The 14,380-nt window shown below is 66.5% G+C and carries 7 protein-coding genes; 1 reads left to right on the top strand and 6 read right to left on the bottom strand.

What is annotated here, in order from left to right:
• Positions 1 to 373 precede the first annotated feature (373 nt).
• The 6 genes from ASE79_RS01660 to ASE79_RS01635 form a co-directional block, all read right to left on the bottom strand.
• Positions 374 to 2,875 carry a TIM-barrel domain-containing protein gene (locus ASE79_RS01660; protein WP_056411198.1) on the bottom strand — a complete coding sequence of 834 codons (2,502 nt, stop codon included), beginning with the start codon at positions 2,873 to 2,875 and terminating at the stop codon, positions 374 to 376.
• The gene (locus ASE79_RS01655; protein WP_082445002.1) at positions 2,872 to 4,401 is read right to left on the bottom strand and encodes a tryptophan halogenase family protein; all 1,530 of its coding nucleotides are present in this window, start codon (positions 4,399 to 4,401) and stop codon (positions 2,872 to 2,874) included. The genes ASE79_RS01660 and ASE79_RS01655 overlap by 4 nt, the downstream gene beginning before the upstream one ends.
• Complete coding sequence (locus tag ASE79_RS01650) at positions 4,398 to 6,002, bottom strand: alpha-amylase family glycosyl hydrolase (protein WP_056411197.1); 1,605 nt, start codon at positions 6,000 to 6,002, stop codon at positions 4,398 to 4,400. The genes ASE79_RS01655 and ASE79_RS01650 overlap by 4 nt, the downstream gene beginning before the upstream one ends.
• Before the next feature lie 35 nt (positions 6,003 to 6,037).
• Positions 6,038 to 7,591 carry a tryptophan halogenase family protein gene (locus tag ASE79_RS01645; protein ID WP_235516713.1) on the bottom strand — a complete coding sequence of 518 codons (1,554 nt, stop codon included), beginning with the start codon at positions 7,589 to 7,591 and terminating at the stop codon, positions 6,038 to 6,040.
• A gap of 44 nt (positions 7,592 to 7,635) precedes the next feature.
• The gene (locus ASE79_RS01640; RefSeq protein WP_056413176.1) at positions 7,636 to 10,632 is read right to left on the bottom strand and encodes a TonB-dependent receptor; all 2,997 of its coding nucleotides are present in this window, start codon (positions 10,630 to 10,632) and stop codon (positions 7,636 to 7,638) included.
• 198 nt (positions 10,633 to 10,830) lie between these two features.
• Complete coding sequence (locus ASE79_RS01635; RefSeq protein WP_156359546.1) at positions 10,831 to 11,511, bottom strand: DUF6445 family protein; 681 nt, start codon at positions 11,509 to 11,511, stop codon at positions 10,831 to 10,833.
• A gap of 166 nt (positions 11,512 to 11,677) precedes the next feature.
• Here ASE79_RS01635 and ASE79_RS01630 point away from each other — a divergent pair, with 166 nt between their 5' ends.
• Positions 11,678 to 14,266, top strand: coding sequence for a PAS domain-containing protein (locus ASE79_RS01630; RefSeq protein WP_056411193.1), 2,589 nt, complete (start codon positions 11,678 to 11,680; stop codon positions 14,264 to 14,266).
• Positions 14,267 to 14,380: the final 114 nt, after the last annotated feature.

The following is a 14,380-nucleotide window of genomic DNA, read 5'->3' as shown; positions in this document are numbered from 1 at the left end:
AGGTGATTCCGGTCGTCCTCATCTAGCGAGGCGCCGGTGGCAAGTGTGTCGAAGAAACGGGCAAGTGTCGTATCGATGTCGCAGTGTCTCTAAAACCGAGCATGTTGGACTGACGGTTTAGATCGACGCCGCCACGCATATCCCGCCGAATTAGAGGCAGATACTGGAAGAAACAGTACGGCATCGCGGCTGTATTGGGAAGGTAAGTTGTAAATATGTGCTTCGGCGGTAACGCTATGAATAGTTTGCGTTTCCGTTTAGGTAAATGGCCGATGCGGGCATGATCGCCAGCGGATCTTGCGATCCGTCGGCTTGAAATCCCGCGCCGTACCGCGACACGATCTGGCTCGATCATGTCGCGGTACGGCCGTGATCAGCTCGAGCGCGCCTGCCGTCCGTCGATCGCGATCGTACCGGCGCGCGCCTGCATGGGCACCGTCACCGTTGCGGTCGCTGCAGCATTGTCGTTCACCACGGCCACCCGCGTGGTCTTCGCCAGCGCGGCGTTGGCGCCGGTCCAGTTGTGGATGGTGACCGCGATTGTCTTCCACCAAGGCTTGAAGCTGCCCTCGGGCTTGGCAAAGTCGATCGACAGACCGGTCGGTGTGATCGTGCAGCGCACCGTCTGGCGGAAATAGCCGCGGCGCGTGTAGGCGAGGCTCCGGCCATCGTCCTCGTAGAGTGTCCCCATGCAGTCCGCGCCGGGATAGACGTCGAGGCGCAGCGGACCGTTCGGGGTTTCGCTCGTGCTTTGGACCAGCGGCTGGCGGGGCAGGATGGTGCCCGCGCGCACGAACACCGGCAGGTGATCGAGCCGCGGCGTCTCGGTCACGCGGTCGCCGAGCGTGCGCGCGGTGGGTACGGCCTGCGTCGCCGACTGGATCGGCCCGGCGGCGGCGGGTTCGGGCGTGCCGACGCGCTGTCCGGTCCAATAGTCGTACCAGCCACCCGCGGGCAGGCAGACGTCATAGGTCTGCGGCGATTCAGGCTTGGGCGGCGGCGCGATCAGCAGCGACTTGCCCAAGGTGAACGCTATCGACTGGTCGCACGACGCGCTTGCAGCTGCCGGATAGTCGTAGAAGACCGGGCGCATGATCGGATCGCCCAGCCGCGCATTCTGATCCGCCAGCGCGTAGAAATACGGCATCAGCCGATAGCGCTCCTCGATGAAGCGGCGGCGGATCGCGAGATGGTCGGGGCCGTCGACCCAAGGCTCGACGCGCGGCGTGCCGGTCGCCGAATGGTTGCGGAACACCGGCGTGAACGCGCCGATTTCGGTCCAGCGCGTGAGCAGGTCGGGGCTGGGTCCGCCCGCAAACCCGCTGACGTCGGCGGCGCTGTAGCCGAAGCCCGACAGGCCGAGGTTGATGATCTGCTGCACCGACAGCTTCAGATGATCCCAGGTCGCGCTGTTGTCGCCGGTCCAGGTCACCGCGTAACGCTGCCCGCCGGCGTAGCTGGCGCGCGTCATCACGAACGGGCGCTCGTCGGGGCGCAGCTTGAGCAGGCCGTCATAGGTCGCGCGCGTGTTGAGCATGCCGTAGACGTTGTGCGCCTCGCGGTGATCGGTGATTCGGCCTGCGAAATCGTCGCTGTCGATCCGGTGGCGCGTGTCGAGCGGCATCGTCTTGGTCGGCGTCTCGAAGATCGCCGGCTCGTTCATGTCGTTCCAGAAGCCTGCGATCCCCGCGTCGAGGAACCCCTTATACTGCTCGCCCCACCAGGTCCGTGCGGTGGTCTTGGTGAAGTCTGGGAACACCGACGGGCCGGGCCAGACCGGCGCGACATAGGGGGTGCCGTCCGCGTTCTTGATGAACGCATCTGCCTTCATGCCACTCTGGTACGGCGCATAGCCCTGCTCGACCGCGGCGATGTGCAGATCGGTGATCGCGACGAGCTTGATCCCGTCCGCCTTCATCTCGGACGCCAGCTTGGGCAGATCGGGGAAGGTCTTGGCGTCGGTCGTGAACGGGCGGTTGCGATCCTGATAGCCGATGTCGAGCCAGATCACGTCGGTCGGCACGCGATCGCTGCGCAGGCGGGCGGCGATCTGGCGGACCTCGTCGGCGCTGCCATAGCTGTAGCGCGACTGCTGGTAGCCGAGCGCCCATTTCGGCGCGAGCGGGGCGTGGCCGGTCAGGTCGGCATAGCGCCGCGTGACCTCCGCCATCGAGGGGCCGGCGATGAAGTAATAGTCGATCGGGCCGTCGGGGCCGCCGAACGAGAGCGTCTCGGCATCGCGGTGGCCGAAATCGAACCAAGTGCGATAAGTGTTGTCGAGCAGGATGCCGTAGCTGCCGCCCGCACCGCCGCTGCCGATGAAGAACGGGATCGACTTGTAGATCGGATCGTCTGCGCTGCTGAACCCGAACGCATCGGTGTTCCAGTCGACAAAGCCGTGGCCGCGGCGGTCGAGCCCCTGCGTCTTGTCGCCAAGGCCGTAGAAATGCTCGGCGATCGGCAGCGTCTTGGCGATCGTGAACGCCTTGCCGTCGGTGCTGACGGGGGCGGCATCGGCGGAGATAATCTTGCCGTCGAGCGTCTCGAAAATGATCGCGCCGCCCGCACCGACGCGGACGCGGACGCTGGCGGTCGTAAAGCCGTCCGTGGCTGCGGTCACCCTGGTCGTCTGCTTGCGGGTCGCAGCCGTCACCGCCCAGCTCGCATCCTCGGCGAACGCGCCGTTCTTGGCTACGCGGACGCGGACGAGGCCGTCGGTCATCGCGGTGATCCGCAGGGTCGTTGCGCCGGCACGAACCTCGACGCCGTCGCTGCGCGGGGTGAGCGTGGGGGCGGGGAGCGTGGTCGTCTGCGCCTGGACGGGGACGCTGCACAGGCCGGCGGTGGCGGCGAGCAGGAGGGCGATATGTTTCATGCAAAATCCTTGAGGTCCGCGGGGCGGAGACGAGAGGCGTGCGACCCGAAATTCATCGCGCATCGGGTCAGGAAATCGTCGATCCGGGTCATGTCGACCGGGTCGATGTCCGCACCGGGCGGGATCAGCCGCGCAGGTTCGGGGAAGGTGCCGTAGCCCGCGAACAGGCAGTGCCAGCTGATCGCGGAATAATAGCGGGCAAGCCCGGCGCGATCGATCGACGCGACCATGTCGGCACCGGTGAACCAGGCGGACATCAGCATCTTCAGGTCGTCCGACAGGACCTCGACGCCGCGCGCTTGCGCCCAATAGCCCGTCGGATCGTCGTGACGCTGATTCAGCCGGTAATGCGCGACGATGTAATCGCGGACCCCGTCATAGCGTGCGGCGATCCGCGTGTTGAACGCGCTGCGCACCGCATCCGTCGCGCTGCCTGCGTCCACCCCGTCGAGGAACGCCTCGACCGTCGCGATCACCAGATGCAGCGCGGTCGCCTCGAGCGGTTCGAGGAAACCCTGCGCCAGCCCGATCGCGAGCGCGTTGTGCGACCAGCTGTCGTGCACGCGACCGACGCGCATCTTCAGGTGGCGGGCTTCGCCGGCCTCGGTCCCGACATGCGCGCGCAGCTCGGCCTCGGCCTGCGCTTCGGTCAGGTGGCGGCTGGAATAGACATAGCCGTTGCCGGCGCGACTGGTCAGCGGGATGTGCCACGCCCAGCCTGCCGACAGCGCGGTGGCGCGAGTCTGGCTGGGGATCGGCGCGCCGGGGGTGTGCGCGGTCGGCATCACCACCGCGCGGTCGTTGAACAGTGCGTCGGCATAGCTGACGAACGGGACGTCGAGCGCCGCGAAGATCGTGCTGCGAAACCCGCTGGCGTCGACGAAGAAATCCCCGGAGATCCGCCCGCCGTCGGTATCGATCAGCGCCGTGATCTGGCCGGTCGGGGTGCGCTCGACGCTGGCGATCCGGCACTGGAGATGGTCGACCCCGAGCGTCTCGGTTGCATGCGTGGCAAGGAAAGCACCGACCTTGTACGCGTCGAAATGATAGCCGTAGCTCACCTCGAACGGGAAGCTTGCGGCGGGCTGCGGCGCGCAGTGCGCGGCGGCGAGGCGGGCGGGGAGCAGGAACCGGTCGGGATGCGCCTCGACATCGCGGCCCGTCCGGAGCGCGCGCGCGTTGTAGAAGAACTGCGACGCGGTGTGGCTGTCGAGCGCGGTGGGGAAGGGGTGGAAATAGCGCTCGTACCCGGCACGGTCCGACCAGCCCTCGAACCCGATCCCGAGCTTGTAGGTCGCGTCGCACGCGGGCATCCACGCGTCCTCGGCAATGCCCAGCGTGTCGAAGAAGTGCTTCAGCTGCGGCGTCGATCCTTCGCCGACGCCGACGATGCCGATCTCCGGGCTCTCGACCAGCGTGACCCGCATGCCGCGCGCACGCCAGCGATGCGCGATCAGGCACGCGGTCATCCACCCGGCGGTGCCGCCGCCGAGGATGACGATGTGCTGGCCGAGCCCGTCGATCACCGCCGCAGCACCAGCCCCGACAGCGGCGGCAGGCTGGTCGTGTCTGCGCCCTCGGTCGCGAACAGACAGTCGCCATAGGTCGCGATCCCGATCGGCCAGTCGCGCGGCTGCTCGCCCAGATTGAACGCGCAGAGCAGGGTCTCGTCGTCGCACACGCGCTCGAACGCGATCACCGCGTCGTCGCTGTGGACGATCCGCAGGCTGCCCGTTCGCAGCGCGGGATGCGCTTTCCGCGCGGCGATGAGTGTCCGCGTCCAGTGCAGCAGCGACGTAGCGTCCGCTTCCTGCACGTCGACCGCGATGGCCCGGTGATCCTCGCCGAACGGCAGCCAGGGCTGCGTGCTGCCGAATCCGAGATCCGCCGCTGCGCCGATCCACGGCATCGGCGTGCGCGCGCCGTCGCGCGACAGCGTGAGCGGCCAGTTGGCGATCGCCTCGGGATCGAGCAGGTCGGCAAACGCGATGTCGACCTGCGTGAGCCCCAGTTCCTCGCCTTGGTACAGGAAGATGTTGCCGCGCAGCGCGACCAGCAGCAGCATCTTCATTCGCGCGAACGCCTCGCGCCGGTCGGGCGTCGTCCAGCGCGAGATCGCGCGTGGGGCGTCGTGGTTCTCGAACGCCCAACTCGGCCAGCCGAGCCCCGGCGTATCGGGCCAGTTGCCGACCGCATCGACGATCAGGTCGGGCGTCAGCCGGTCCGCGTAGAGGAAGTCGAATCCGTATGCGCTGTTCAGCCGCCCGTTGCCGCCGGTGAACAGCTTCATCTCGCGGTCGCTGTCGTCGCCGCCGACTTCGGCGACGGTGAACCCGGTGCCATGCGCGTCGAGCAGCGCGCGGATCCGCTCGATGAAGCCGACGATGTCCGGATGGCTCTGGTTGTGCAGCTTCAGCTGGAAATCGAACGAGCGCGTGCGCGCGCGGTTGGTCGTGGGCGCGGGCGGATTGTCGGTCAGCGCGGGGTCGTGCATCGCGAAGTTGATCGCATCGAGGCGGAAGCCGTCGACACCGCGATCCAGCCAGAACTTCGCCGTGCCGATCAACGCGTCCTGCACCGCAGGATTGTGGCCGTTGAGCTGCGGCTGGTCCTTCAGGAAATTGTGCAGGTAATATTGCCCGCGTCGCGCGTCCCACGTCCAGGCCGGGCCGCCGAATACCGACTGCCAGTTCGACGGCGGCGTGCCGTCGGGCTTGGCATCCGCCCAGACATACCAGTCCGCCTTGTCGCTGCTTCGCGATGCGCGGCTCTGACGGAACCAGTCATGCTCCTCCGACGTGTGCGAATAGACCTGGTCGATGATGATCTTGAGGCCCAGCGCATGCGCGCGTGCGATCAGCGCGTCGAAATCGTCGAGCGTGCCGAAGATCGGATCGACGTCACGGTAATCCGACACGTCATAGCCGAAATCCTTCATCGGCGAGGTGAAGAACGGCGACAGCCACACCGCATCGACGCCGAGCGCGGCGACATAGTCGAGATGCGCGGTGATGCCGTTCAGGTCGCCGATCCCGTCGCCATTCGTATCGGCGAAACTGCGCGGATAGATCTGGTAGATCGTGGCGCCCTTCCACCAGGGCGTCGTCGGTGTCTGGGTAGCGGTCATCGGTCTCGATCGTAGAAGGGGGGCGTCGGCGGGGGTCATGCCGCAAGGCTCGGCGCGGCGGCGCAATGCTGGGCGACGAACGCCGCATGGTCCTGCATCTGGTGCGCCTCGCGCGCGTTCAGCTTGTCGATCGTGTCCATGAATTCGCCCAGGTCCGCGGTCGATATCGCGTCTGACAGGGGGTGATGGCCGTCCGGCACGATGCCTTGCCCGGCCAGCACCTGCAGCCAGCCGACTTCGGTGAACAGCTCCTCATGCTCGCGTACGATGTGACCATTGCCGCGCCACAACGCGATCTTCGCGGCCAGCGTATCGGGCACGGCCATGTCGCGGCACTGGCGCCAGAACGGCGTGTCGTCACGCTCGGTCGCGTTGTAGTGAAGGATGATGAAGTCGCGGATGCGCTCGTATTCGAAGTCGCTCTGGCGGTTGAACTCGGTGCGATCGGCCTCGGCGATGACTCGCCCCGGCAGCAGCTTGAGCAGTCGCGCGATCGCCGACTGGATCAGGTGGATGCTGGTCGATTCGAGCGGCTCCATGAACCCCGCCGCCAATCCCAGCGCGACGACATTGTGGTTCCACATCCGCTTGCGACGACCGGTGCGGAACGTGATCGTGCGCGGATCGGCCATCGCCGGCGTGTCGAGCCCGCGCAGCAGCGTGGCGGTCGCCTCGTCCTCGCTCATATGCGCGCTCGAATAGACGACGCCGTTGCCGGTCCGGTGCTGCAACGGGATCCGCCACTGCCAGCCGGCAGCGTGCGCGGTCGAGCGCGTGTACGGCGTGAACTTTTCGCCGCGCGCCGACGGCACGGCGATCGCGCGATCGCACGGCAGCCAGTGCGTCCAGTCCTCATACCCCGTGCCGAGCGCCTCCTCGATCAGCAGCCCGCGAAACCCGGTGCAATCGATATACAGGTCGGCAGCGACGGTCGTGCCATTCTCGAGCACCAGCCTGGACACATCGCCGCTATCGCCATCGCGAGTCACGCGGACGATCTTCCCCTCGATCCGGTTGACGCCGCGCGTCTCGGAATAGCGCCGTAGGTAGCGCGCGTAGAGGCCCGCATCGAAATGATAGGCGTACGGCATCGACGGCAGCGTGCGGGCGGTGCGCGCAGGTCCGCGTTGCATGCGATTGGCGAGCGCGGCATGCGTATTGAGCGAATAGGCGCCGAGGTCGCCGGCAAGCCCGAGCGACCGCGCGCGCAACCAATATTGGTGGAACGGCAACAGCCCGACGTCGCGGCCGACATCGCCGAATGCGTGCATGTAGCGATGGCCCGGCTTTAACCAGTCGACGAACTCGATCCCCAGCTTGAACGTGCCGCCGGTCGCGCGGAGGAACGCGTCCTCGTCGAGCCCCAGCGCGTCGTTGAACAGGTGGATCTGCGGGATCGTCGCCTCGCCGACACCGACCGTGCCGATCGCATCGGACTCGATCAGGTCGATCTCGTATCCCGTCTCTAGGAAGCGCGCGAACGTCGCCGCCGCCATCCAACCGGCGGTACCGCCGCCGGCTATCACGATACGCAAAGGGTGATTGGCCATCGTCTGCGTCCCCGCCTCGAAACCGTCAGGTGCCGCCATTGCGGAGCAAGCGCGGGGCGGCGTCGACCGCCCCGCTATCGGCATCAGAACTTGTAGGTGATGCCGACATAGTAATCGCGGCCATAGCGCTGGTAATCGATAACCTGGCGCGGATCGTCGTTCTGGTACGTCACAAACGGCCGGTCGGTCAGGTTCTTCGCCTGCGCCAGGATCGAGAAGTTCGCGAGCGGCCCCGACTGGAACTCATAGCCGATCTGCGCATCCAGGATGCCCTCCGACCGCGCGGTGCGGTAGGTCGGGTTGGCCGACAGACCCGCGACCTCGGCGAGGAAGCTTGACCGGTAGCGATAGTTCGCGCGCGCCTGGAAGCCCCATTTCTCGAAATAGATCGTGCCGCTGGCGGTGTATTTGGACAGGCCGGGCAGCGTGATCGCCTCGGTCGGGTTGCTGCCATATTTGATCGTCGACTGCGTGTAGTTGCCGCTCGCGAACATGCCGAACCCGTCGAGCGCCGACGTGATCGCCTTGAACGGCAGCGACAAGGTCGCCTCGACGCCGAGCACTTCGCCGCGACCGGTATTGGCGGGCGAGGAGACGTTGCCGGTCGTCTGGCCCGCCGCGATCACCTGCGCCTGCTGCGCCGCGGTCAGTGCGGGGAGCAGCGCGGAGAAGTCATAGGGCAGCGAGTTGTTCGGGTCGACGAAGTCGGTCAGGTGCTTGAAATAGCCGGACAGCGCGACATAGCCGCCCCCTGCGAAATACTTCTCGAACGACAGATCGACGTTGGTCGACTGATAGGGCTTCAGGTTGACGTTGCCGCCGGTCGAGGTGAACACCGGGAACAGCCCGGCAGGCGTCTGGCCGATATTGGTCAGGTTGATCGCGACGTCCTGCGTGACGCGCTCCTGATCGAGACGCGGGCGCACCATCGTCTGCGACGCGCCGACCTTGACGAAGCCCAGCGGCACCAGTTCGACCGACATCGTCGCGGAGGGCAGGAAGTTGGTGTACTTCACCGACTGCGTCACGGGGGCGATCGTCACCGCGCCGCCGACGACGCTGGCGATCTGCCCGGTCGAGCTCTGGTCCGAATGCACCACCTGCGCACCGATCGAGCCCTTGAGCGGCTTGTCGCCGACCAGGCCGTCGATCGTGACCTTGGCATAGCCGGTCCAGATCTTCTCGAGCACGACATTGTCGCGGACGAGCGCCGAGGGACGGCCGTCGAACGCCGAGGTCAACGACTGGTTGTAGAGGTACAGCGGATCGAGCGTCAGCATCTGGGGGATGCCGAGATAGTCGAGTGCCACGTTCGAGCCGAGCAGCGCCTCGCTGGGGACGTTGCCGCTGAGCGGCGTTCCGCTGGCGACGGTGCAGTTGGTGCCGCCGCCGCTCGGGCAGAGGAAGTACGACGTGTACGCGCTGGTCTTCTTGCGCTGGCTGTAGTTGGCGCCAGCTTCCCAGCCCTTGACGACGCTGTCCGAAAACTCGCCGTTCAGGCTGGCGCGCAGCGACTTCAGATCGTCCTTGAAGCTAGGCCTGTTGAGGAAGCCCGTCTGGACCACCGGCTGATTGCCGTTGTTGCCCCACCCTTGCGGATCGGTCAGCTTGAAGATGTTGGTGTTGGTGTAGTCGAGCATCGGCGCGAAGGTGTAGGTGCCGTTGCCGTTCTGCTTGACGGTGACGGTGTCCGCCGCGCCGCTCTTGGCAAAGCCGGTGCCTGTGTTCGTCTCGAGCAGGAAGTCGGTGCGGTCCGCGCGGCTCCAGCTCGCATCGACGTTGAGGTGGATCGTATCGGTCAGCTTGAGGTCGTTGTTCCAGCCGAACGAGTAATTGTCCGCCTTGCGCTGGTTATAGTCGTTGCGCTGCACCGCGAAGACGTTGCTGAACGTCGCACCCGTGGCAAAGCCGTTGCTGACGGTCACCCCGGACACCGTCGTGCCGTTGGGCGACGTCGGCGTCGTCAGCTGGCCGGCCAGCGGGAATTCGATGCCGCGCAGGATCTGCGTTTCTTCGAAATGCGAATACAGCGCGTCGAAGGTCGAATGGAACGTGTCGGACGGCTGCCACTCGATCGTGGCGACGCCGCCATAGCGCTTCAGCTTGTTCGACTGGACATAGGGCTTGGCGCCGTTGACGAGGTACGGGTCGCTCGCGGTGCCGGTGCCGCTATAGCCCCACGCGTTGTAGCGCTCGTTCTGCGACGGCGTCTGCGTTGCGGATACGCCGATCGCGATGCCCAGCGTGTCGTTGGCGAACTTGTCGACATAGGTCGCCGACGCACGATAGCCGTAGCGCGTGCCGTCGGGATTGAGCTTGTCGATGCCGTTCATCTGCGCGCGTGCGCTGACCGCGATGACCCGGTGTGCCTGGTCGAGCGGACGCAGCATGCGCAGGTCGACCGTGCCGGCGACGCCCGCCGCAATCAGCGACGCGTCGGCCGACTTGTAGACGTTGACGGTCTTGAAGAATTCCGACGGATACTGGTCGAACTCGACGCCGCGATTGTCACCGGTCGTCACCTGTTCGCGGCCGTTGAGCAACGTGGTCGAGAAATCGGGGCCGAGCCCGCGGATCGACAGGCGCTGGTCGCGGCCTTCAAGCCGCTGCGCAGTCACGCCAGGCAGACGCGCAAGCGAATCTGCGATCGACACGTCGGGCAGCTTGCCGATGTCCTCGGCCGACACCGAGTCGACGATCAGGACCGACTGGCGCTTGATCTTGGCGGAGGATTCGAGGCCGGCACGGATGCCGGTGACGACGATCTCGCCGCCGCCCGGTGCGTCGTCCTGCGTCGCTGCTTCGGGTGCCGGTGCGTCCTGCGGGGTGGCCGGCACCGCGTCGGCGGGCTGCGGCGTCGGTTCGGCGGCGGTGGTCACCGCATCGACCTGTGCAGCTGCGGTCGGGTTGGCGTTCGCGGTCCCCGGCGTTACGCTCGACGGCGCGACCTGCGCGAAGACAGCTTGGCCGGGCAGGATCAGCGCGGCGGCGAGCGCGGTGGCGCTGACGCGAAGTGCTAGGCGCGTGTGCGTCGTCGGGCCGAACGTCGCGAGAGCGCGGTATGATTTGAAACTGCTCATGAAATCCCCTTCGGCGAGACGGGTCCCGCGCATCCTCAACGCTGTTTGTCAGTGTCCTCGACGTCGTTCAGGCGCGTCGATTGTCCTGGGGATGCTGTATCGCCCTCGGGGTCGTAACAGAAGAAACCAGCATACGTATTCACAGCGATGTCAGCGTCGTACGCGCCAGCGGTGCGCGTGACGTGGGCGCGCGCGCTCTCAGTCGTCGAACAGGAACAGGTTTAGCGTCAGCCGCCCCGCCAGCGGATCCGTATGCAGCGCGACCTCGGGGGGCAGATAGGCGCAGTGCAGCGTGTTCCCCGCATAGACGATCGCGCGATTGAAGACGGCGGGCTGCACCGCGATCCGTTCGTACAACGGCGTGTCGCCGGCGATATAGCCCGCGTCAGGCAGACCGTGCGTGCGCACGTCGGTGTCGAGCGCTGCCCTGTAGCGGTCGAGCCGCGACGCATCGACGGTCTCATACCCCGTCGCGCGCTGCCGGTAGAAGGCGGTGCCACCCTGTTCGCCGTGGCCGAGGAACAGCAGTACCGCGATGCGGCGTGCCTCGACTCCATCGAAATGCGGCAGCCGCTGGATCGGCGCGAGGTCGGCGGGGGCGGTGGTGACCAGCGAATAATAGCTTTCCGATACCGCCGGCGCGGGGTCGAGCGCGAAATGCTCGGCGAGCAGCGGCGCGATCCGCCGGCGCATCGTCTCCGCCAGGCGAGCCGGCACCGCCGCGCGCACGCCGGGATAATGCGGCCCGATGCTGGTCATGCGCAGGCTTGCGGCATCCTCACGCAACGCTTCCGGGTCCGGCCAGAAATCGTCGATGGCGATCAGCGGGCGTCGCTCGGTGCCCTGGTAGTGGATCGTGAGTTTTGCGGCGTGGGTCATCGGTGTACCCATGCCGCTGCCGCCGGGCGAGGCAAGGGGGAAACACATGGCGCCGTCCCGTCCGCTCGTGACAAGCGCGCAGCATCGCGTGCCGCCGCGGTTCCAGCGTTGCGGCGGTGGCGAGCGCGGCCTAGATGTCAGAGGCTTAGCTACAATCGAGGCAGCCTTGACCGATACGACCGACACTGCTGCCCAGACCCCCCCGATCCTGACCGCCGATGCCGAGCGCATCGCGGCGCAGGTGCTGGGTCACGACGTCGGCACCGATCCGTTCGTCGCGGCGGTGCGGGCGACGCGGATGCCGATGATCATCACGAATCCGCGCTTGCCGGACAATCCGGTGGTGTTTGCCAACGACGCGTTCTGCCGGTTGAGCGGTTATACGCGCGAAGAGATTCTCGGGCGCAACTGCCGGTTTCTCCAGGGGCCGGAAACCGATCCCGCGACGGTGGCCACGATCCGCGACGCCGTGCGCCAGGTCCAGTCGCTCGAGATCGACATCCGCAACCACCGCAAGGACGGCGAACTGTTCTGGAACCGGCTGTTGCTGGCACCGGTCTACGATACCGAGGGCGTGCTCGCCTATTTCTTCGCGAGCCAGGTCGATGTGACGATCGAGCGCGACAAGATGCGCGGGCTCGAGACCAGCAATGCATCGCTGATGGCCGAGCTGACCGATCGACTGAGGCTGCAAAAGGAGCAGGAGCGCGAATTGTCGTTCACGCTCCGGGCGGCGCGGTTCGGCACCTGGACGCTCGACATCGTCAGCCACCAGTTGATCGCGTCGGAAACCTGCAAGGAGATCTTCGGCCGCCCGATCGACCAGCCCTTCACTTATGAAGATCGGTTGCAGGCGATCCATCCCGACGACCGTGAGAAGAGCGCATCGGAAGCGCGCCGCTGCATCGCCGAAGGCAATGATTATGACGTCGTCTACCGGATCCGGCGCCCGGATGGCGAAGTGCGCTGGATCGCGTCGCGCGGCCAGCCCTTCTACAACGCCAAGGGCGAGGCGTTGCGGATCGCGGGCGTCTCGACCGATATTACCGAGCATCAGCGCAACGAGGTCATGCGCGCCGGGCTCGTCGAGCTGGGGGACGTGTTCCGCGATATCGACGAGCCCGACGACATCGCGTTTGCGGCGGCGCGGATCATCGGCAGCACGCTGGAGGCCAGTCGCGCGGGCTTTGGCGAGATCGACCTGTCCGCCGAGACGGTGACGATCGTCCGCGACTGGAGCGCACCGCAGGTAGCCCCTCTGGCCGGTACCTTCGCGCTGCGCAGCTATGGGTCGTACATCGACGATCTAAAGCGCGGCGAGGAGGTGTGCGTCGAGGATGCGCGGACCGATCCCAGAACCGTCACGACCGCAGCGGCGCTCGAGTCGCTCGACGCGCGCGCGATCATCAACATGCCGGTCATGGAAAACGGCGCGCTCGTCGCGATGCTGTATATCGGCTCGGCCAGCGCGCGGCGGTGGCGGGCGGACGAAGTCGTGTTCATCCGCGAAGTCGCCGAACGGACCCGGATCGCGACGCAGCGGCGTCGATCGGAACGGGCGCTGAGCACGCTGGCCGCCTCGCTCGAACAGCAGGTCGCGGCGCGCACGAGCGAGCTCCAGACCGCCGAAGACGCGCTGCGCCAGTCGCAGAAGATGGAGGCGGTCGGCCAGCTGACCGGCGGCGTGGCGCATGATTTCAACAATCTGCTCACCGTGATTCGTTCGGCCACGGATCTTCTCAAACGCCCCGATCTCAGCCCCGAACGGCGCGAGCGGTATATCGACGCGATCTCCGATACCGCCGATCGCGCGGCCAAGCTGACCGGCCAGCTGCTCGCCTTCGCACGCCGTCAGGCGCTCCAGCCCGAGGTGATCGACGTCGGTCAGTCCCTGCGCGTCATTTCCGACATGCTCGGCACGCTGACCGGATCGCGGATCGTCATCTCGATCGATCTCCCCGAATCGCCGTGCTTTACCAGCGTCGACCCCAGCCAGCTCGATACCGCGCTCGTCAACATGGCGATCAACGCGCGCGATGCGATGGACGGGGCCGGGCGGATCGATATCACGGTGCGCTCGACCGGGCTGATCCCGATGGTCCGCTCGCACCCCGCGGTCGAGGGCCGCTACGTCGCGATCGCGATATCCGACAGCGGCTCGGGGATCGAACCCGACGCGCTCGAGCGCATTTTCGAGCCGTTCTTCACCACCAAGATGGTGGGGCAGGGGACCGGGTTGGGCCTCAGCCAGGTGTTCGGATTCGCCAAGCAATCGGGCGGTGACATCACCGTCGAGAGCGAGGTCGGGCGCGGCACGGTCTTCACGCTCTATCTGCCCCAGGTCGATCAGGCGGCACCGGCCGAGGTCGACGCTGCGGGCGAGGGCCTTGCCGATGGGCACGGTACCTGCGTCCTGGTGGTCGAGGACAATGCCGAAGTGGGCACCTTCACGACCCAGTCGCTCGCCGAGCTCGGCTACAGCACGGTGTGGGCGGCGGACGCGCAGGAGGCGCTCGCCGAACTCGCGGCCGATGCGACCCGGTTCGACATCGTCTTTTCGGACGTGATGATGCCGGGCATGAACGGCATCGAACTCGGCAAGGCGATCCGCGAGTCCCATCCGACGCTGCCGGTGGTGCTGACCTCGGGCTATAGCAGCGTGCTGGCGCAGGACGGCACGCACGGGTTCGAACTGCTGCACAAGCCCTATTCGGTCGAGCAGCTTTCGCGGATCCTCAGCCGGGCTGCGGGCTAATCGTCGGCGGAGATGCGGTGAACCGTCCCTAATCCGGATCGTTCGCGGATCGTAATGACGCCCGCGACGTTACCGACACGCTGCATCCCCGAACGAAGCTTTTATAATCGAAGC

The sequence above is a fragment of the Sphingomonas sp. Leaf28 genome, assembly GCF_001421685.1.
Classification (GTDB): domain Bacteria; phylum Pseudomonadota; class Alphaproteobacteria; order Sphingomonadales; family Sphingomonadaceae; genus Sphingomonas; species Sphingomonas aurantiaca.
Note: the sequence above shows the minus strand (reverse complement) of the source record. Positions and strands in the feature narration are given on the sequence as shown.

Coding starts and splice junctions, on each gene's coding strand:
- ASE79_RS01635 (WP_156359546.1), bottom strand. CDS start 11,511: ATGACCCACGCCGCAAAACTCACGATCCACTACCAGGGCACCGAGCGA.
- ASE79_RS01650 (WP_056411197.1), bottom strand. CDS start 6,002: ATGACCGCTACCCAGACACCGACGACGCCCTGGTGGAAGGGCGCCACG.
- ASE79_RS01660 (WP_056411198.1), bottom strand. CDS start 2,875: ATGAAACATATCGCCCTCCTGCTCGCCGCCACCGCCGGCCTGTGCAGC.
- ASE79_RS01640 (WP_056413176.1), bottom strand. CDS start 10,632: ATGAGCAGTTTCAAATCATACCGCGCTCTCGCGACGTTCGGCCCGACG.
- ASE79_RS01645 (WP_235516713.1), bottom strand. CDS start 7,591: ATGGCGGCACCTGACGGTTTCGAGGCGGGGACGCAGACGATGGCCAAT.